The following is a 20,261-nucleotide window of genomic DNA, read 5'->3' on the forward strand; positions in this document are numbered from 1 at the left end:
AAGGATTAAATACCGAGGATATCGCTGAGGTCATCTGGCTTATTCTTTTTCAATTTTTGAGGATCTCTAATCAAACCGATGCCGTCTCCTAAGCTTTCTTCTTCCTCATTTTCTTCTTCCTTGTGTTCTGTCCCATTTAGGGGAAGTATTTCCTCTGCTTTTTCTCCATTTATTCGCTTGCCAGTTTCATGATCCAGTCCCAATTGCTCGAAACTTTCTACGGGCACCAATTCAAGACTCTCCTCTTTGATTTCTTCATCAGGTCCTTCCAACTCCTCTGAAATCAGAATCGGATCTGCGGAGAATATGTCATCCATATTGGGCAATTCGGTATGTGCTCCCAGGTATTTTTCTGCCAGCTCACGGGCCAATTTATCGTGCTCTTCTTTTGCTTTTAGCGCCTGATGATCTATCACGGATATGGGTAACTTCGATCCTCCTAATTCGATGAAAGGGAAGACTGATTTGATGAGGAGGCCATCCTTCTGAGAAGTATCCTCCAATTGAAGACCGATTTTTCGGGTCTCCTTTATCCTGCCATCCTCATCCAGAATCCTGCAATAGAAATCTTCTCCTCCATAAAACAATTTGAAGTCATGTCCCTGCATCCATTTTTCAATATTGACCTTGTCGCCATTGATGAATACAGTGGAGCCACGAGGGATGATGTTGGAGCCAGAAAGGAAGAAATTGATGTCGACTTCTGAGATGTTACGGTTGTGCCATAGGCTGCTTCCCCTGCTCAAATGCACCACAAAATTTCTTTTAAACCAATCTCCAACGGGCTTCAACTGGTTCTGGAATTTGTTCAGGGCTTTTTTTCCATTCTGAAGCTTTGAAGTTGGCTCTGTAGATTCTCCATTAAGTTTTCCTTCTTTCTTTTCTCCATTGATATGGGGCCTGTTCTCTTCTATTTGATTTACGAATGGAATGCCTATTAAAGAAGAAAGATGATTGATCTCTTGTTGACCCAGGGCCCCATGCAGACAGACTTTTTTAGGATTGTTGGCCATGGTCATGAAATTGCTATCGGCCAGGCCTTCTGTTTCCCATACGAAATCACTCAGTTTCTCCTTCATTTTTTTGAGTAAATCCTGAAAGAGAAAGGACCTGCCTGCAAAAAGGATTTTTTTGAATTTCAGTCTTTTGCCATCCACTTTGAGAGAGGATAAATTTTGACAAAAGGTTTCGGCCATTTCTTCTACCTGCTGCTCAATGAATCCAAAGTCATCCTGAATTGAAAAGGAACGCTGAAAAGAATTTCTATCGTAGTTTTCAATTTTGAAGATGTTGATGATCCATTTATTCAGGGTTGCGAGTGGAGAATTGGATTCGTTCTTATCTACATAGTCTGTAAGAGAAATTTCTTCTCCATCTTCTCGCATATTGGATCGATAGGCTGGATCCAATACATATGCTTCTTTGATACGGGTCCTTATTTCATCTGCTTTGAGTTTCTGAGTTGCTGGATCATTAAAGGAAATTTTCAATTGCTCGATCAAGCTTAAAAATTCGATAATCTCATTTAGATTTGCGTCAGAAGAGTGGGAGAGGAGATAGGTTTCCATAAACTCTCGACGCTTGTTGGCATCTTCTGAATAAAAAATGGCTAATACAGTTTCTATAAAAGAATAACTGATGAGATTTCCTGCGCCAATAAAGCCATCTCGATAAATACTCGAATAGCTTTTGATGTCTCCTTCTTCATTCTCTTTGTCTACCCGAATAATGGAGATATCGGTTGTCCCCTTTCCTCCGTCAATGATTAGAAACTGATCCTGGTATTGAGGATCGAGCTCATTGAGCATCCCGAGAAAAGTCGCATCACTTTCAGATAAAATCTGGATCTCCAGACCAGCAAACTGATAACTTTCATATAAGTCTTTCTGCCAGTCTTTTAGCAAGCCTTCGATCAATTCATGGATCAGGGATTGACGATATACATTGGGTACCAGAAGCGTCAGGTGGACATAGGGAGAAATCCGCTCCCGTGTCGCTTTCCGGATGACTTTGAAAAGGGTATGTAAAAACTTATTGAGCGCTATGCGGTAAATCAGGTGGTTGAGTTGGGAAAAACTCACATCTTTGGAACCCATGGGATCGGGATTGTCCGCTTCTTTTTCAAACTGAATACGCTTATTGAAAAAATCTTTTAGTGCAGCGAGTTTGAGATTGGGGGCCAAAAATCTGTGTTTTGCCCATAAGTCCTCGATTTGTTTGCTGGTAAGAACGTTTACCAATTCTTCAGAATCCTCAACTCTTTGTGTCAGACTGAATCCTAATTCGGGATCAGAACCCGGCTGTCCCGGAGGATCATTGGGGCCTGATTTTCCGTGCTTATTTTTGATGAAGATATCTGATTTGAACAAGCTTTCATCTTCCAATTCCTGGTAGAACATTTTTCGCCCGTCCTTCCTGCGCAATTCCCCTTCCTTATATCCATAAAAATCTTCAGCGATGCGTGAAAGTATATCCACATCATCCTTTTTCCCGTGGGGATTGATAATCCGCATCTGCAGAGAATCAGAACCGAAATCAATGATTCCTCGATAAAGCGGATTTTGACGGTCCTTTTCTGTTATGATATGTATAATCAGGGTGCAGAGATAGCTTGGGCCTTTATGAGGTGCCTGAAATTCTATTTCCAGATAAATCCGATCCAGGTGTTTTTTGGGATCTTTAGCTTTATCTTTTTTCAGGATGAGTGAGCTTTGGCCAGCTACTGAAAAAAACAATTGATCGTCGGCCATTTTTAGGCTTTTACTCCCATTTTGCTCGCCTTTTTTTAAGAGGAGCCCGGAACCTGAATTGAGTTCGGGTTCGAACTTCAGTTTGATGAATGCCTGCTGTAAATCTGAGTTACCCGGAAGAATCCGATCTTTAGGGAAATCCTTTTGTTCACTGATCGTACAGATCGCTTTTTGTAAACTAAAATCAGCGGTACCGTTGAGGCTGACGAAATTTGTATCATCAAAAATCTTGAGGATTTCCTGATTGCCCTGGGATTCCTGAACGAAGAACTGATGAAAAGGGTCAGAACCTTCGTAGTATGATTTTTTCAGGTTGCATACGTGCATCCGTCTCCCATATAGTCTAAGGGGAAAAGCGTACATATCTATTGAATTTATGAGCTTTGTTTTTCGCTAGAATAAGGTGTAAATGATCGAGATTAATGATCTCTATGTGTGTTTACCATTAGGTAAAGCCATACCGGTCCATGCAACAAAAAGTTGCGCGAAATAACTTAAATATGTTATGTGAGGATTTTTATGTTAGTAAGCTGCTAAACCATAATTGATGTTTTGTTCTTGATGAGCCTTTATGTATCCATCAAAATCTCCAGCTTTCCCATTTATCTTCAGGTTCGGGTTCCGTTTGTTGAACTCTTTTTCTAAAGACTGCAAAAATTTCTCATCGTTTAAAGTTTTGCGAAAAAAGACGACATTTCTCCAATAGTGTCGATAGTTATATGCACCTGCATAGTGCTTGATAGCTACCTGGATATCGGTTTCGTCAGCTTTCCTCCTTCGCTTTCTAAAACAGCTCAACATGCGTCCGACTGCATCGAGGTTCAGAATGGGGTGAAAGCGATCATCGTGTTGTATGAGTTTCTTTCTATCATAATTATTCTTTTCAATCAGGTTTCTCAGCATTCTGCCGTGGGTCTTGGATTTCAGTAGATTAAAGCCTTTGTACGTCTTCAATCCAAAGTCTGAGGCTGTACTTCCCTGCATATGACAAATGCCAATTCCTCCATCATCCAGGCAATTGGGTAGCATATCTGCTCCTCCTGTTTCCTGTATGACCATAGCCAAAACCAGGTTTTTAGGGAGATCGTATTTCTTTTCTACTTTCTCCGAAATATTTTGAAATCTCAAGGCTCGCAATACACGGCCCATGTTTTTTGTCTTGGAATCTACGGCATCAACGCCGCAACGGCTGACCTTGCCGATCATACGCAGATTTTCCATGACGGGTTCCTTATGAATAACTTTGTAGGAGAAATTCTTACCAGGCTTGCTTTTTTTGCAAGTATTATTGGTAAGTCCCTGGACGGGAGCCTTCCTCTGAACAGCTAATTTGTTAACAGAGATCGGTCCGCTAATTAAGAACAGGATTAATGAGTAAGTAAGTACGCTATGCATTCTTTCTATCACTTAATAAGTTCAGATATCGGTATATCCGGATCGAACGAGTATTAAGAAAATTTTGATAGTTACTGTAGCACAGCTCCTGATGGGGAGGCCTTCTTCTACGTTTGTTATTTCTACAAGTATCACTCCTGATACCCTAAATTCTATCAAACAATTTGAAATTTTCTTAAAAATCAGTAAGCAGGTGTCATATCTATACACTTCTGAACGATCGCAGATGTATAATAGACCGTTGTTTTTTCCGAGGGTTGCAGGCATTCTTTTGACCCTTCCGCTGCGGCCCCGTTTCTCTCAGGAGAGAAAGAACGCGCATATGGCAGTTTGGGATGAAGAAAGATATAAGTACGATTGCAGGATATGTGGTCACTCCTTTGGATCGTAGAGTCAAGGGAGTGTGGGCCTGAGGTGGTGGGTTCTCTTTAAATCTGCAATCATGCAGCAAATTATTGGCATTAAATAGCTACTGCCATCTGGATTTCAGATGAATTACGGAAATTCACCAAAGCCAAAATTAGACGATTGGGGGTTTTGCGCTTTACCGTAAAAACTTAGAATGCCTTCTAAAAATCCGTTCCGAATCCTTGAACGATTGATGTTTGTTTGTAATACTACTCACATTAACACATCAAGATCATGCATTCTACCTCCTCCCTTAGATGCTTTATCAAGCAAAACCGCTCAGCCCTTTATTGCTTTTTCTTAAGTGGTCTTTTCTTTTTCCTTGCTTCATTGGATATGCAAGGCAGCAATTCAGGAAAACTTGTTTCCATCAGTCCGTTAATCGGACCGGAGATTGACCATGATGAATACTTTCGATACCGTTTTCAGGAAATCGAAGATGTTCATAAGAGAGATTTTCTTTCTGCCCGAGTTTTTCAATTGAAAGAAAACCTCTTCCTGTTGCAAATAGAATTAAAAGGCGGTAAAGAGCGCATAAAATCCTTCAAGAAGGATATCCTCACTCTTTTCCGTTTGAATGTTCAACGATATGGTAAAAAATTGCTGAGAAGTTATGATAGACTCGAATCTGAAATGGATGAAGGGCAACATCCTATTGTTCGGATTGAATTGACCAATGATATCAATATGATTGGGCAAGTGATATCTCTCGGAACAGATACTCTCAGCCTGAAGAGCAGCATCGGGGAATTTAAATTCTCTTTAGAGACAGTCAGGCTTATCACATTCGAGGAGCAGATCGATTCGAAAGATGGTATTGCCTTTGCCAAATAATAGGTGGGGCCTAAATAAGAGCTTACAAATTATGAGCGCTCCTTATGGGAAAAGCGCGATTGGAGCATCCTCGTCTGGGGGTGCTTCCTGTGCCTCAGGCAAACTCTGAAAATATTCTTTGCTGAAGGTCGTATTGGATTGCTGCCTGTCTTTCGATCATTTCTCGGGGAATATGGCAACTCAGACTTCTGGAAAATAATTCATCATTAAAATAGGGATCAAAAAGACTGATATAGTCTCTTTCGTATTGGGTGATACTTTCCCATTTCAGATTCAAGGCCAAAAAATGAACAGCATCGAAGGCTTTATTGGATTGATGAAAATTGCAGCGCGCCTGTATTCCTTTCATCGTAGCACCTACATAAACAACTGCTCCTTTAAGGGTAAGAAAATAGACTCCCTGCCTACGATTTTTAAAGGGACTGAGTCGCTTTGAAAAGTATTTGATCTTGCCCGGCCGGTAGATAGGAAAATGTATAGACGCATCAAAGAGAGCAATAAGCTCAGCCTGGGTGAATAGCGCATACAAGCCTTTGGCCTTGTTGGGAGTCATTTTTGCTTACGTATGGGTAATAGGCAAAGTAGAAAAAAATCAAGTTCGATTCAAGGTTTTGTATAAAGCATGGGTTCAAAATATTTGAACAGGTAGATTTTATGTGGGCCTGGTAGATTCCGAGGAATTGCTTTTAATAGGCAGTATTTTTGCTTTTTTGCCTATAAGAAGACAATTTATTTCATGGGAAATCGAGAAACTATTAACTCGTATTTTCCCTTCGAAAGCAACATCAAATTTATGCATCCCCCAAAAAGGATACTACCTATCATTGTAGGTGCTCAATTTCTTTGTACGTCTTTATGGTTTGCCGGAAATGCTGTAATGGAGGCCTTAATTGAAGATTTTGAGCTGGCCGAAACAGCCCTTAGCTATCTGACTTCTTCTGTCCAATTTGGATTTATCTGTGGAACGCTAGTCTTTGCTTTCCTGGCGATTGCTGATCGCTTTTCCCCATCTAGGGTTTTCTTTCTTAGTGCAATCTTGGGTGCGACTTTCAATTTAGGAACCATCTGGGAGGCAAACAGCTTATTGAGTTTGGTGTTTTTTCGATTTATGACGGGTTTCTTTCTGGCTGGTATTTATCCGGTAGGAATGAAAATAGCTGCTGATTATTTTAAAAAAGGGCTGGGCAAATCCCTGGGTTTTCTGGTAGGTGCTCTGGTATTTGGTACAGCTTTCCCTCACATCCTATCCGGTTTTTTTTCTACCGAAAACTGGACGCAGATTATCACTATTACTTCTTCTTTGGCAGTATTAGGAGGGGGCTTGATTTTCTTTTTGGTTCCCGATGGACCCCATAGAGTCCCAGGGAAAAAACTGGAATTGAAAGCCGCTGCGAACATTTTTCAATCCCGAGGATTCAGATCAGCTGCTTTTGGGTATTTCGGTCATATGTGGGAACTCTATGCTTTCTGGGCTTTTGTTCCTTTTATGCTCATTTATTTCCAATCGATTCATCCTTCATCATCTTTTGATATTTCACTCTGGTCATTTCTGATTATCGGGATTGGAGGATTGGCCTGTATGTTGGGAGGATATATAGCAAAAAAACAGGGTACAAAACTAACAGCTGCCAGGGCCTTATTGCTCTCATTGCTTTGTTGTATCCTCTGTATCTTCATGTTCAGGCTTTCTTCTCCCTACTTATTTCTGGCCTTCCTTCTTTTTTGGGGGGCGGTTGTTGTCGCAGATTCTCCCCTGTTTTCTACACTCGTAGCAGATAATGCCAATCCTGAATTAAAAGGTAGTGCATTGACTATCGTGAATTGCATCGGTTTTGCTATCAGTATTTTGAGTATTCAGTTGATAGGTTTTTTGGTGAATGTCATTCCAGTGGAATATGCCTTTATATTTTTGGCTATAGGCCCCCTTCTAGGGCTGATTGCGCTGAAAGACTCTTAGGTCCGCAGAGATCCAAGAGTTAATTCGCTTAGCTGAAAATCCATGCATTTTCTTGTAAATTGCAGCCATAGCGAATCAGCTAGCTAATTATTTGAAAGCAATTGACATGATAAAACGGAATCCAGGCGTATTTTTTCTACTCCTTATTATTTCTTTAAGCGCCTGCAAAACTACTACTACACAAGCCCCTAAGATATTATCTCCGGCGGCTTATTATGGCAGCGAACTTTACCACGATATTCAGCTTGCCCATTTGTATCCAGATAGCAAGACTTTTTCAGATGCAGTTCCCAAAAGAGCCCTCTCAGAAATTATCGATGCCTATGCATTGGTAAAAGATTCTGAGGGATTTGCTTTGAAAAGCTTTGTAGAAGCCAATTTTGAATTGCCCGGAGCTTTTCAGGAATCCTTTAAATCAGACCTTAACCGTAGCATGGAAGAGCATATAGCCGCTCTATGGTCCGAACTTACTCGAAATCCTGATCAGTTCAATCCCCATGCTTCCCTGCTCCCCTTACCCAAAAGATATATAGTGCCTGGAGGAAGATTTCGTGAGATCTATTATTGGGATAGCTATTTTACGATTGAAGGCTTACTCTTGCATGATCCTGTTTTGGCAGAGGAAATGCTTGATAACTTTGCCTTCCTGATTGATTCTTTAGGCTTTATTCCCAATGGAAATAGAAACTATTATCTGACTCGTTCCCAGCCTCCTTTCTTTGCCCTGATGGTAGGAGCTATCTCAAGGGAAAATGATGATAAGTTGCTGAAGTATGTTCCCCAATTACAAAAGGAATATGACTATTGGATGCTGGATAATAAAAAGGTGAATGTGAAGGGAATGACTTTGAATAAATACCATGACACAGGTATTACTCCTCGACCTGAAAGTTATAGAGAGGATTTCGAATTGGCAGAGGAATTGAACTCCGATGAAGCCAGACAAAAATTATATAGCAATCTGAGAAGCGGCGCCATGAGTGGTTGGGATTATAGTACGAGATGGTTTGCTGACAATCAAAATCTGGCAAGTATAGAGATCAATGATATTCTTCCGGTAGATCTGAATTGTCTCTTATATTATTTGGAAGATTTATTAGCTCAGGGATATGATTTGGCTGGAAATGAAGAAAAGCAATTATTCTTTGAAAAAGCTGCAAAACAACGCAAAGAAAATATCCAGCAATTGTTCTGGAATGAGGAAAGCGAATATTTTGAGGACTATCATGTTCTCAACGAAAAACATACCGGACGTAGAACGCTTGCAGGAGCCTTTCCAATCTTTATGAAAATAGCCAGTGAAGAGCAGGCTTCTGGAGTTAAAAACACCCTGGAATCTGAATTCCTGAAGCCCGGAGGATTTGTTACGTCCCTTCAAAATTCCGGTCAGCAATGGGACGCTCCCAACGGCTGGGCTCCCTTGCAATGGATCAGCATCAATGGCCTGAAAAACTATGGATATGAGGCTGTAGCTAATGAAGCGGCAAATCGATGGATAAATATCAATCGAAAAGTTTATCGGAATACGGGTAAAATGATGGAAAAATACAATGTAATGGATACTACTTTGACCGCAGGAGGAGGAGAATATCCCAATCAGGACGGTTTTGGGTGGACAAATGGAGTAGTTACAGCCTTACTGGATCAACAGAAATAAGGAGCGATTCTGATCGCTTTAAGTAAAAGCTGAACATTATCGATCGCTTTTGCGATTAATCATACTTTTTTAAAAAAGGCCTGATTAGGGGATATTGCTCTGATCAGGCTTTCAGTTTAGATGCCTGAAAATCATTCGGGTATGTGAAATGGGGATAAGATTTCGTATTTTGTTTATTATTGCCTAGGAAACCATTGTTAATTGCTTCACACCCGTATGCGTACCCTCGCAGCCATAATGTTTACTGACATTGCAGGTTATACTGCATTGATGCAGGAGGACGAGGAAAATGCCAGAGAAATTCGGAACGCTCATCGTTCGATCTTCAATCGGCACAGCAATACTTATCAGGGGCAAATTTTACAATATTATGGAGATGGGACCCTGAGTACCTTTAAATCTGTTTACCAGGCGGTTCGTTGCGGAATTGAATTGCAACAATCTTTCCAAGCGGAAGGAATACCCGTCAGGATCGGAATCCACCTGGGAGAGATCATATTTGATCAGGAAGAAATTATCGGAGATGCCGTAAATGTAGCCTCTCGAATAGAATCTTTGGCTGCAGTTGGAAGTGTATTGCTTTCCGGGAAAATTCAAGCTGAGTTAAGCAATCGTTCTGATATTGATCTTAGGTATTTAGGGGAATTTCAGTTTAAAAATGTCTCTCAGTCAATTGAGGTATTTGCAGTAGAAGCTGAGGGGCTTTATGTACCCCTTTCTCAGGACTTAGGTGGGAAGCTCGAGAACAAAAACAGGATTTTAGAATTACCTGCTTATTCAAATTCATTTATCGGAAGGAATCATCAAGTAAAATCCTTATGTGATTTACTGGATGATGAAAAAACTCGATTGATTACAATCCTGGGTCCGGGTGGGATGGGCAAAACTCGCCTGGCGAGTCGAGTAGGTGAGTTGAAAGCAGAAGATTTTAGTCATGGGGTATGCTTTGTCCCGCTTGACAGCCTAAATGATCCCACACAAGTACCCCTTCACATTGGCAATCAGTTGGGATTAAAAGAAAGTTTCCATGGGACCTGGTTGGAAGTGGTAATTGAGTTTCTACAAAACAAGCAGCTATTATTGATCCTGGATAATTTGGAGCAAATTCTGCAAGCAGGGCTTGCCATACAAAACATCGTACAAAGCTGCCCCGGAGTAAAAGTTCTTGTTACCAGTCGTGAAATCCTGGCTTTGTCAGAGGAAATTGAATTTACGCTGGGCAGTCTAAATCGCCCCAATCCCTTACTTTTTCCCGGTCCAAATGAATTACTTCAATTTGAAGCGATTCATCTATTTGTACAGCAAGCGCAACTTTCTGTTCCAAATTTTCAACTTACTCAAGAAAATGCCGAAGCAGTCGTCAAGATTTGCCATTTCCTAGAAGGACTTCCATTACCCATAGTGTTGGCCTCTGCTCGGCTAAAACTTTTTTCTCCCAGGGTAATATTTATGAAGCTGGAAGGTGACAATGCCCTTTTAAAAACCAAAACAAAAAATGTAAGTCCACGGCACCAAACCATAAAAAATACCGTCAGATGGAGCTATGATCTCTTAGATGCAGAGGAACAACTTATTTTCCAAAGGCTTTCTCTCTTTCAAGGAGGATTTACCCTTGATTCTCTGGAGGCTGTTTGTCCAGATGTCGATTCATTGGAGGTAGTCGAATCTTTTATCAATAAGAGTCTGATTGTAAAAGGAAAGGAAGTGGATCTTGTTCCTCGTTTTCGCATGCTAAAACTTATACGCGATTATGGATTGGAGCAATTAGAGACAAATCCTGAGGCGGCAAGCTATCAGAATGATTTTGCAAACTATTTCATGAAATTTACGGAGGAAGCTATCCAAAAGCTGGGAACAGAGCAGCAAATAAAGTGGACTTCTCTCATGGATGCCGAATATCAGAATCTCTCTGCAGCTCTGGAATGGCTGATCAAGCATCTACCTCTCGCAGCGGCACAAATGGGGGCTCAGCTTTGGCCCTTTCATATAAACAGGGGATACCTAAGAGAGGGCTTGAATATGGTTGAAGCTCTAATGTCTCTGGAAGTGGAAGAAGAAGCTACCAGGGCGAAGCTGCTTCAGGGAGCAGGTTCTCTTTCTCATAATCTGGGAGACTATTTGAAGGCGAAGGAATACTTTGAGCTCTCTCTCGAATTGACCCAAAGTTTGGGGAATAAAGAAGAGATTGCACGTGCAATGAATCATGTAGCCTGGGCTGGATGGAGAGTGGGGAATTATGCATCTACCCTCTCTTATGCAGAATCAGCAAATAAGATATTTGAAGAGCTCGGAGATGAGCTCGGACAGGCGGTTTCCCAAAATAATATCTCATGGATATCTCATTACCGAGGCTTTTTTGAAGAAGCAGAAAAAGGCCAAAGAAAAGTACTCGAAATACAAAAAAAGTATGACAACCGAAGAGGAGAAGCCTTTGCCAATGTTTGTTTAGCGAGGGTATGTCTGAAATTGGGGAAATACTTTGAGGCTGAAAATTTGATTGAACAAAGTATAGGGCTTTTTCAAGAACTTAAGAGCCAACAACTATTAGCCTTTACCCATTTAATAAAAGCTGAGCTTGCCCTTGAACAAAAGGAATATCGACAAGCAAGGAGTATCCTTATTGAGCATTGCCTGACACAATTCGAAAAGATTGGAGATGTATGGGGAGTAGCAAGCAGTAATCATTATTTAGGAAAGAGGAGTATAGCTTCGAAAGAATACAAGGAGGCTAATAATTATTTGAATCGAGGATTGGAACTCTTCCGCAAAGCCTCTGATAAATTTGGGGAAGCAAGCATTTACATTAGCCTGAGTCAATTGAACCAGGAGATCAATAAGGTGTCTGCTGTCATGGGATACTTGGATACCGCAATAGAACTGGCCAGACATATGCAAGCGCATGAATTGCTTATGCAGGCTTATCTGTGCAAAAGCCATCAATGTCTGAAAGAAGCCCCTGAAAAATCTCTGCAATATTTACTTCTGGCAGATTTTTATGCGGGAAAACTGGGCGAATTTCAATTCCAAAGCTTTCAATCTTCTATAGAATCCCATTTGCTGGAAATAAGCGGAGTTTTACCTGCAAAAATGGATAAGTCTGCCAGAGATCTTTGGGAGGAACATGAGTTTGAAGATTTATTCGGAGCTGCACATATAAACTCTAGATTGGAAAATTGGCTGCGAAAGCAATCCGAGGAACAAAAGCCAAGAGAAGATGCCTCTCCAATACTTCAGGAAGTAGGAAATGAAGAAGCTGAAGACTCCTTCGTGAAAAAGATTCGTCAGCTTGTCGAAGATAGATTGGTAGACCCTGACTTTTCTGTATCTGAACTCTGCAAAGATGCGGGCTATAGCCACTCTCAATTACACCGAAAACTCCACTCGGCATCTGGCAAATCAATCAGCAGCTTTATCCGTGATATCCGTTTAGCAAAAGCAAAACAACTACTCAAAGATCCACAATTGACGGTTGCTGCTGTTGCCTATGACAGCGGATTTAAGGATCCAGATTACTTCTATCGGGTCTTCAAGAAGAACTTTAAGATGACCCCTCGTGAATATCAAAAGCAGATGGGATATATCTCTTGAAGAAATCTTCTCTGAATGCCTGAGAAATGTGCCCTTCGCCTGGAAACTGGACAAATTCATCATTTTACTGGACGAGTATTGCAATTACTGGACGGGGATTGCATGTCCCTTGACCTATGTATCAGAAGTGGCAATATTGGGCCCAAGCTCGAGAAAAATGAAGCTTAAGGGCCAATGCCCACTTTTTATAAACTGTAATTATCACACCTATGGACATGCCAATCGAAATTAAAACACCCGGGGTACATCACGTTGCCATTAGAGTAAGTGATATGGCTCAATCAAAAAACTTTTACCTGAAAAAGCTGGGCTTTAAAGCTGCCCTGGATCAGCCTGAGTTGGTCATATTTTTTGCAGGAAATACAGCGATTGCTTTAAAAGGACCTGAAGGCAAGGTGGCGAAAGATGATTCTTTCAATCCTTTTCGGGTAGGTCTGGATCATATAGCGCTCGCTTGTGATGATCGGGATGAACTGGAAAGGGTTGCCCAGGCCCTCAAAGAGCATAGCATCGAGAATACAGGTATCAAACTCGATGAAACTCTTCAAAAAGATTATATCGCCTTCAAAGATCCGGATCGTATCTCCTGGGAATTTTATTCAATCTAGTACAAAAGGAGATTCCTAAATCTCAAACAAGGATTATTCAACTTACATAAGACCAGGCCCAATCCCACAAAGAGAAGCTCTTTGTAGCAGGGAATACTTATGCCAAATTTTTAGAAAATAATTTCAAAATCAAATGAACAAATTCATCATATTTTTAGCCCTCAGCCTTTGTTTCCAAATGGCCTGTACGCCTGTAGAAAAGATGGAAGCTCGCACAGATTCCCTCCCTTCAGTCGATTATGAAAACGAAAAAGCCGCAATATTAAAAGTTATCAATGAAGAATCTGCAGGATTCTGGGATAAGGATTTTGACCGATATGCCGACTGCTGGGTAAAGGGTTCTCATGTACGAACCATGGGCTGGTGGGAAGATGGAGGCGTAACAGTGGTAGAAGGCTGGGAAGAACGTGCCCAAAGAACCAAAGCTCATATGGTAGCAAGTCCGGAACCTAATCCAACAGCTACCGATGTCATCAGAAAGAACATGAACATTAGAATATTCAATGAAGTTGCCTGGCTTACTTTCGACCAATACGGAGAAGATACAGGCGATGAAAGTATGGATATGCCTGGCTTAAGCCGCGAAACGAGGATACTGGAGAAGGTCGACGGAAAGTGGAAGATTGCCTATGTCGGCTGGCTCCTTGAGGGGTAGGGAAAAGCTAAATAAATTGTTAGGAATAAGTTCCTAATTTTGACAGGCCTTATGCAATTGCATAAAGCCTGTTTTTTCTGGAACATTTTGGACCCAAGATAAACTCCTTAAATGAAAGCATTGATCCTACAAATGAGAGGGACAGATGATCCTAGTAGAGAGGTGGAGCGTGCTCAGTACCTGACTTATACGGGATTGAGTGAATCCGAAGTAGATTTCGTGGATTTGTATGAACATGCGGACCTTGATCCTTTGAGTTTGCTCAATTATGATGTGCTCTTCATAGGTGGGATTTCTAAAGATGAACCAGAGGAACTGAGTTGGCCAAAAGAAAAATTTCCTTTCATCCAGAACCTGCGAGCCAGCATGCAATTAGCTATCGATAAAAAGATACCTGCATTCTTGTCTTGTGGAGGCTTTGTCATTGCTGGTGATATGCTGGGGGGAGAAACCCTGGCTAAATTGGATAATCATGAATTGGGAGTAATTGGTATCCAAAAAGCTCCAGCAGCAGAGAAGGATATTTTGCTGGCACCCATTTCTTCGACTTTGCCTATCGTCTGTGGCCATATCAAATATTTTGAACAGCCTCCTCCGGGAACAGAACTTTTGTATTTCTCCGATACTTATGAAGCAGGTATTCCGCTGCAGGCCTTTAAGGTTAAGGGGGCACCTTTTTATGCCTTTCAGGGCCATCCGGAAATCTCCAGTTCAGATCTTTTCGATCGAATCAAACCCATGATGTATAGAAAGCACTACTTCCCGAAACGGAAAGGGCATCCGGAGGATGAAAAATACGGTTACAATCATCAGGCCTTCCTTGATGCATCAAGTATTAGAAATGATACCACAGAAGCCCAAAATTTGCTAAAGCGCTTTGTAGACTTGGTGCGGGTAGGAGCTTTTTCAAATGAAGACTAAGTCTTCAATTTTTTGACCTCTTTCAGCATATTTTTATCAGCGAAAAATTCGGTATAGCTATGCCCCTTGAATTCAACCGGAATTCGGGAATCAGCAAAGCGTTTTTTTATATAGGCTTCCAACCTCCCATAGGATTCTTTTTCGAAAACGACTTTGCTTCTTGCCGCCCTCTCTTCTCCAAAGTGATGCTTAATTACGGCTTTCAATTCCTGAAGGCGCTCCTTGGCTGTACGTGTAGTAATGCCAATCTTCCAGGCCGCTGTATCCTTCTTTTTTGACGGAATATGGATGCAGTACAAGCGGGCAGTAAGAAGCCTTGATTTGATGTTCTCAAAAACTTTCAGTCGTATAATATCAATAGCTTCTTTTCCTGTGCGGAGGAAATACTCGAAATCTTTGAGCTTTTGGGCCTGTAAGTCTGAAAACTCATTTACCGATAATAAACCCAATCCAATTTTGGCTTGCTGAGTAAAACGATGCCAATTTCCCCAGGCTTCCAGATGCCGGCTTTCAACTAATCGCTCCCATACCTTGTGAAGATTCAGTATGTCGTTTTGGAATAGCAGGTGAAAGGCAGAGTTTTTCTGCCCTTTGCGATGAAAAGGCTCTAAGGCAAATTGATCGTATAGGATTCTCAGGGCTCTCTTTTCTGTGTCACTAAGTGGGCTGGCATAAAAATCTGTGTAAAAGGGAATAGCAGGAACAATTTCATCCAGACCTCCTTTTTCAATGCTTTTGCATGTATGTCCTGTATGTGCGAAATGATGGGTCAGGATCTCTCCCTTTTTTGCAATGAGTTTGGCCTGACAAAAGGGACAAGACAAAAGAGAGCTGCCGCTTTCTACCTGAGAGATGTGAACGATTTGGTCATTATCATCCAGTCCGTAGGGGAGAAAAACTTCTGTTGCCATCTGACTTGTGTTTTAAAAGGAGTTTTTATTCAATTCCCCCCCAGCACATGTATTTCATGTTCACAAATTCATCAATGCCGTATTTAGAACCTTCTCTTCCGATGCCGCTTTCCTTTATTCCTCCGAAAGGGGCTACGGTCGTAGAAATCATACCTGTATTGATGCCAACCATACCGTATTCCAGGGCTTCTGCAACTCGCCAGATTCTTGCGTAATCTCTTCCATAAAAATAAGAAGCCAGGCCATATTGGGTATCATTGGCAAGTTTGATGACTTCTTCTTCTGTATCGAATGAAAAAACGGGAGCAATCGGACCAAAAATCTCCTCATTGAAGAGCATCATATCTTTCGATGGATGAGTAATGAGCGTAGGTTCGTAGAGGAGAGAATTATGGGGAGAGACTTTTCCTCCCGTCATAATGTTGGCTCCTCCGCTTTTGGCATCTTTTACGATCTTATCTACAAAATCCACAGCTTTATAGGTAATCATTGGTCCAATATTTACTCCTTCATCCAGTCCATTTCCCATCTTGAGTTTTGAGATAGCGGTGGATAGTTTTAGAATAAATTCATCGTAAATGCCAGCCTGGGCGAAGATCCGATTAGAACAAACGCAGGTCTGTCCGGCATTTCTGAATTTAGAAGCAATCGCACCTTCTACCGCTGCATCAATATCCGCATCCTCAAAGACAATGAAAGGAGCATTTCCTCCCAACTCCAGAGAGACCTTTTTTACAAAGTCGGCAGATTGTTTTAGAAGGATTTTCCCCACAGCTGTCGAGCCGGTAAAGGAGATTTTTTTGACTTTGGGATTGCTGGTCAATTCCTCCCCAATAGCAGGAGCGTCCAGGGTCGTAATGATATTCAAAACACCTGGAGGGAAACCTGCCTGTTCTCCTAATTCTGCCAAAGCAAGAGCCGATAGAGGGGTGAGCTCAGAAGGCTTTATCACCACCGTACAAGCTGCTGCCAAAGCCGGAGCGACTTTACGTGTGATCATGGCATTGGGGAAATTCCAGGGAGTAATAGCTCCCACTACCCCTACAGGCTGCTTGATAACAGTAATTCGCTTATCTCGGCCATGGCCCGGAATCACATCACCATAGATTCTTCTTGCTTCCTCAGCATACCATTCCACAAAGCTGGCCCCATAACGAATTTCACCTTTGGCTTCCGCTAGTGGTTTGCCCTGCTCAATGGTAAGGAGTTTTGCCAGATCATCCAGATTTTCCATTTGTAACTCATACCATCTTCTCAAAATTTGGGCTCGTTCTCCGGCTGCATATTCTTTCCAGACCTCAAAGGCCTTGTATGCAGCATCAATGGCTTGTTTACACTCGATCACTCCCAAATCCGGGACTTTCGCAATCAATTGTTGATCAAAGGGATTTGCTACCCCAAAAGTTCGACCCTTTCTGGCATTTACCCATTTTCCATCTATATAAGCCTGATTCTTAAAAAGGGAGTAATTTCTGAGTTCTAGCATAATGAGTTTGGAAATAGAATTAGTAGGTAAACCTCTTTGTAGGGTATGAATGCAGAACCAAAATAATGGATTTTGTCTTTAGTCTTGAGAAAATGTTAAATCCTCAATTGAAAAGTTGAATCACATAATAAATCCCAAAGCCAGACATAGCGGCTAATCCCACATAAGCCAGGACCATAAGCCATTGAGGAGCTTTATGAGAATCAGGAACTTCTTTGCTTTGAATGGCACGCAGGTTAAGAAAGGCTATTAGAGGAGCGGTGAGAAAGGATAGGGTAGTAGCAGCTTCCAAAATCGCGATCATGCCTCCCTGAAAAAGGGTAAATAATAGAAATCCTCCTAATCCTATCAGGATGATGAAAAAATTGTACATGCGGCTAATAAAGGCCTCGCCTTCTTCATCAGAAATCGGCTGCAAAATGCCCTCCGTTTCTTCAAACTTCAATTCATACTTGAAAGCTCGAAGTCCACGAGCAAAACTACGGGCGAAAGAATCCCAGGCTGTGATTAGGGTTCCATAGATGGTTCCAAATGCCGCAATAGCCATAATCGGATAGGCCCAATCTCCCAAATTTGCTGTAAAAACTGCCAATAATTGATTGGAGAACTGTGTAGAATTCCCTTCCAGCAATTGCCCGCTGCCATAAACGCTGAAGGCCCCAATCGTCAGGAACATCAAGGCAAGAATTACGGTGAACCCATAGCCCAGATTGAAATCGAAGAGAGCTTCTTTCAGGCTAGGTCGATAATTGGTGCTTCTGCTTTTATCCACCACCCAAATGCTGTTCATGGCTGAGGTTTCCATACCCGATGGCATCCAACCAATGAGACTCACCATCAAAAGGAGAGCTGCTCCTTCGAAGATGTGATTATTGGGCGTGAAATCCGGCGCTTTCTCTATGGGCCCCTTGAAAACTACGGCCAGAAATGCAGTTACTACGGTTACGAAAAGGACAATGGATACCAGCTTAATGAAATTATCAAGTGCAGTGTATCTTCCGATAAGCAGGAGAGCAGCGGTAAACACAAATATGCTCCCCATCAAAGCGGGGAGAGGAATCCCGGACATGCCATACATGGTACTCAAAATCCCTGCACTTACAGCTCCGACTGCACCTACAACCGCAAACATGCTCACGAATATCATTGCGAGGAAGATTAACACCGCCCATTTTCCCTGATCTTTATATCCTTTGAGTAAACTATAACCTGTTGCATTGGCATAGCGAGGACCAAATTCATAGAAAGGATATTTGAGGATAAGAGCAGCCAGAATGATCCAAATAAATATCAGACCATGATGAGCTCCTGCCCGTGTGGATAGAACTAAATGAGAAGTTCCAATGGCGGTACTGGCAAAAAGGAGACCGGGGCCCAGGCTTTTGAGGCGATTTTTCCAGTTGTTTTGAGTATCGTTCACGTTATTTAGCTTTTGTAGGTACGGATACTGAAAGGCAATATCTTCTTTTGGAAATTAAGTTGAAAGCTTTTGGAAAGCCTCCAGTTCCTTAATTTCATCCAGATCATCCCTGCTCCAAAGATATTTATACATATTCACCTGGACTTTCCGGCTGTCGATATCTACAATAGAGAATCCGTTTTCCTCGACATTCTCAAAGTCTTCTTCCATGTGGATCGAATTTGGGGTGGAGGCTTTGATTTTTCGGAAGGTAGAGGGAAAGACGGTACAACCTAAAGCGCCTGCAATAAGGGCGTGTATGGGATTGCTTTCGAAGTCAAGATCTCCATTTCTGTACATTCTGCCAGATGCGAAAGTGTGCAGATCCCCACTGATCGTTACGGGGCTTCTGAATTTGGCTTCATGCATAGCTGAAAGTATGCGATTGTGCTGATTCTGCCATCCTCTTTTCCACATAAATTTGGGTAAATCATCATGAAGAACTCCATCCTGCCCAAGTATATCCGGATACCATTCCAGCCATTTTCCTGCTGACCATCCATAGGGTGTGGAAGGCACATGTATGCAATGTTTGATGTCCTGGGATTGGGTTCTTTTGATTAGCCAGTTTTCTGCAGCTTCGGGAATGAAAATAGCTTTTGTTCCGTTTAGGTCTACAAATCTTCGGCAATCATACATCAAGAGTTCTGCCAGTTTTCCATATCGGAGGGTTCCAAAAGCTTCTGAACTCGCTTCCACGCGATCTTTGGCTCCTGAACCCGGCAAGTCCAAGGGACGATTTTCATCCGGCAAAAACTCGGGGAAATACATTTGCTGAACCATCCTTCCAAGGGCCAATTGGAAAGCTTTTGGAGGAAAAGTTATGATGGCATCATTGGCTTCATCATTTTCAAAATAATCGTGATCATCATTGAAAATAAATATAGGCGTAGATCGGCAAGCCGTTCCATAAAGATCAATGATTTGGGGACTAACTACTTTTTTCAATACCTCCTCATTCTCCGTTCCCAGGATTGGAAGGCTCTCATCAAATTTGCCCGCAAGCTCAATGGCTCTTGGGTCCTGCATAGTGCCTAATCGTTTCTTTCCATTGCCATTCAAATCCCAATAGACGGTATCTCCAATAATGATCAGGGCATCCGGTTTCAAACTCAGGCCTCGATGGAGGAGTTCGACTCTTTTTCGGGCGAAATGATCGGGAGATTCCTTTTCCTCATCAGGAACCGGAAGCATATCCTGAACTTTGGGATGGCCTCCAGCACAGGAATAGATCATCAATCGCAAGTGATCTGGATCGGCATCTGTTTTGGGAAAGGTTTTCAAGGGCCAACTATCACAAAGGGCCAGCCCCTGTTCGAATATCTGTAACTCATAAGTCCTTTCTGCTTCCAGTCCCTGACAATCAAAGGCCCAAAACAGGCCTTTGCTATCCCTCATTTGACCTTCGAATGACATATTTCCGACCTTCAATATGGGGGTCTTTACTACTCTCTTGAAAGAGGTAGAGATAAGCATTCGATTGTGGTTGAGGGTAGGGAGAATGTGCGCAAGATCTCCCGCATGCCAATTGCTTTCACCTGGGCCTGTATAGCTCTCCTCATTCAGGCAACCGATCAGGGAAATTCCTGTTCCTAGGACGAAGCTGGATTTGATAAAAGTGCTTCTCTTCAT

The 20,261-nt window shown here is 42.0% G+C and carries 14 protein-coding genes; 7 read left to right on the forward strand and 7 right to left on the reverse strand.

Annotated elements, in window-relative coordinates:
• Positions 1-5: 5 nt before the first annotated feature.
• Positions 6-3,113 (reverse strand): hypothetical protein, encoded by a 3,108-nt coding sequence (locus tag R8P61_06720; protein MDW3646734.1) that lies wholly within the window; start codon positions 3,111-3,113, stop codon positions 6-8.
• Positions 3,114-3,272: 159 nt separating this feature from the next.
• Entirely contained in the window at positions 3,273-3,971 is a 699-nt protein-coding gene (locus R8P61_06725) for a hypothetical protein (protein ID MDW3646735.1), read from the reverse strand.
• Positions 3,972-4,787: 816 nt separating this feature from the next.
• Between R8P61_06725 and R8P61_06730 the strand changes: the two genes are divergently transcribed.
• The gene (locus R8P61_06730) at positions 4,788-5,387 is read left to right on the forward strand and encodes a hypothetical protein (protein MDW3646736.1); all 600 of its coding nucleotides are present in this window, start codon (positions 4,788-4,790) and stop codon (positions 5,385-5,387) included.
• Between the two features lie 94 nt (positions 5,388-5,481).
• Here the strand turns inward: R8P61_06730 and R8P61_06735 are convergent, their stop codons facing one another.
• Entirely contained in the window at positions 5,482-5,940 is a 459-nt protein-coding gene (locus R8P61_06735; protein ID MDW3646737.1) for a hypothetical protein, read from the reverse strand.
• A gap of 240 nt (positions 5,941-6,180) precedes the next feature.
• On the opposite strand from R8P61_06735, the gene R8P61_06740 reads away from it, so the two are divergent.
• From R8P61_06740 to R8P61_06765, 6 genes are all read left to right on the forward strand, one after another.
• A complete protein-coding gene (locus R8P61_06740) occupies positions 6,181-7,344 on the forward strand; it encodes an MFS transporter (GenBank protein ID MDW3646738.1) in 1,164 nt (387 codons plus the stop codon).
• 106 nt (positions 7,345-7,450) lie between these two features.
• On the forward strand, positions 7,451-9,001 hold the full coding sequence (locus R8P61_06745) for a trehalase family glycosidase (GenBank protein ID MDW3646739.1): 1,551 nt from the start codon (positions 7,451-7,453) through the stop codon (positions 8,999-9,001).
• Positions 9,002-9,217: 216 nt separating this feature from the next.
• Complete coding sequence (locus R8P61_06750; protein MDW3646740.1) at positions 9,218-12,589, forward strand: helix-turn-helix domain-containing protein; 3,372 nt, start codon at positions 9,218-9,220, stop codon at positions 12,587-12,589.
• Positions 12,590-12,804: 215 nt separating this feature from the next.
• Positions 12,805-13,197, forward strand: coding sequence for a VOC family protein (locus tag R8P61_06755; protein MDW3646741.1), 393 nt, complete (start codon positions 12,805-12,807; stop codon positions 13,195-13,197).
• Positions 13,198-13,330: 133 nt separating this feature from the next.
• Entirely contained in the window at positions 13,331-13,852 is a 522-nt protein-coding gene (locus R8P61_06760; protein ID MDW3646742.1) for a hypothetical protein, read from the forward strand.
• 111 nt (positions 13,853-13,963) lie between these two features.
• Positions 13,964-14,773, forward strand: a complete 810-nt coding sequence (locus R8P61_06765) for a hypothetical protein (protein MDW3646743.1) — start codon at positions 13,964-13,966, stop codon at positions 14,771-14,773.
• On the opposite strand, the gene R8P61_06770 is transcribed toward R8P61_06765, so the two are convergent.
• The 4 genes from R8P61_06770 to R8P61_06785 all read right to left on the reverse strand — a co-directional run bounded on the left by R8P61_06770 (position 14,770) and on the right by R8P61_06785 (position 20,261).
• Positions 14,770-15,684, reverse strand: a complete 915-nt coding sequence (locus R8P61_06770; protein ID MDW3646744.1) for a GIY-YIG nuclease family protein — start codon at positions 15,682-15,684, stop codon at positions 14,770-14,772. The genes R8P61_06765 and R8P61_06770 overlap by 4 nt on opposite strands.
• A gap of 25 nt (positions 15,685-15,709) precedes the next feature.
• Entirely contained in the window at positions 15,710-17,170 is a 1,461-nt protein-coding gene (locus tag R8P61_06775) for an NAD-dependent succinate-semialdehyde dehydrogenase (protein ID MDW3646745.1), read from the reverse strand.
• A gap of 103 nt (positions 17,171-17,273) precedes the next feature.
• Positions 17,274-18,590 (reverse strand): hypothetical protein, encoded by a 1,317-nt coding sequence (locus tag R8P61_06780; protein ID MDW3646746.1) that lies wholly within the window; start codon positions 18,588-18,590, stop codon positions 17,274-17,276.
• A 54-nt stretch (positions 18,591-18,644) separates the two neighbouring features.
• The gene (locus tag R8P61_06785; GenBank protein ID MDW3646747.1) at positions 18,645-20,261 is read right to left on the reverse strand and encodes an alkaline phosphatase D family protein; all 1,617 of its coding nucleotides are present in this window, start codon (positions 20,259-20,261) and stop codon (positions 18,645-18,647) included.

Source organism: Bacteroidia bacterium, from assembly GCA_033391075.1.
GTDB lineage: Bacteria > Bacteroidota > Bacteroidia > J057 > J057 > JAWPMV01.

Bases quoted from the DNA above. Each gene is read 5' to 3' on its own strand.
- R8P61_06750 (MDW3646740.1), top strand. From the start codon at position 9,218: ATGCGTACCCTCGCAGCCATAATGTTTACTGACATTGCAGGTTATACT.
- R8P61_06740 (MDW3646738.1), top strand. From the start codon at position 6,181: ATGCATCCCCCAAAAAGGATACTACCTATCATTGTAGGTGCTCAATTT.
- R8P61_06745 (MDW3646739.1), top strand. From the start codon at position 7,451: ATGATAAAACGGAATCCAGGCGTATTTTTTCTACTCCTTATTATTTCT.
- R8P61_06765 (MDW3646743.1), top strand. From the start codon at position 13,964: ATGAAAGCATTGATCCTACAAATGAGAGGGACAGATGATCCTAGTAGA.
- R8P61_06755 (MDW3646741.1), top strand. From the start codon at position 12,805: ATGCCAATCGAAATTAAAACACCCGGGGTACATCACGTTGCCATTAGA.
- R8P61_06735 (MDW3646737.1), bottom strand. From the start codon at position 5,940: ATGACTCCCAACAAGGCCAAAGGCTTGTATGCGCTATTCACCCAGGCT.
- R8P61_06775 (MDW3646745.1), bottom strand. From the start codon at position 17,170: ATGCTAGAACTCAGAAATTACTCCCTTTTTAAGAATCAGGCTTATATA.
- R8P61_06770 (MDW3646744.1), bottom strand. From the start codon at position 15,684: ATGGCAACAGAAGTTTTTCTCCCCTACGGACTGGATGATAATGACCAA.
- R8P61_06730 (MDW3646736.1), top strand. From the start codon at position 4,788: ATGCATTCTACCTCCTCCCTTAGATGCTTTATCAAGCAAAACCGCTCA.
- R8P61_06785 (MDW3646747.1), bottom strand. From the start codon at position 20,261: ATGAAGAGAAGCACTTTTATCAAATCCAGCTTCGTCCTAGGAACAGGA.
- R8P61_06720 (MDW3646734.1), bottom strand. From the start codon at position 3,113: ATGTACGCTTTTCCCCTTAGACTATATGGGAGACGGATGCACGTATGC.
- R8P61_06725 (MDW3646735.1), bottom strand. From the start codon at position 3,971: ATGGAAAATCTGCGTATGATCGGCAAGGTCAGCCGTTGCGGCGTTGAT.
- R8P61_06760 (MDW3646742.1), top strand. From the start codon at position 13,331: ATGAACAAATTCATCATATTTTTAGCCCTCAGCCTTTGTTTCCAAATG.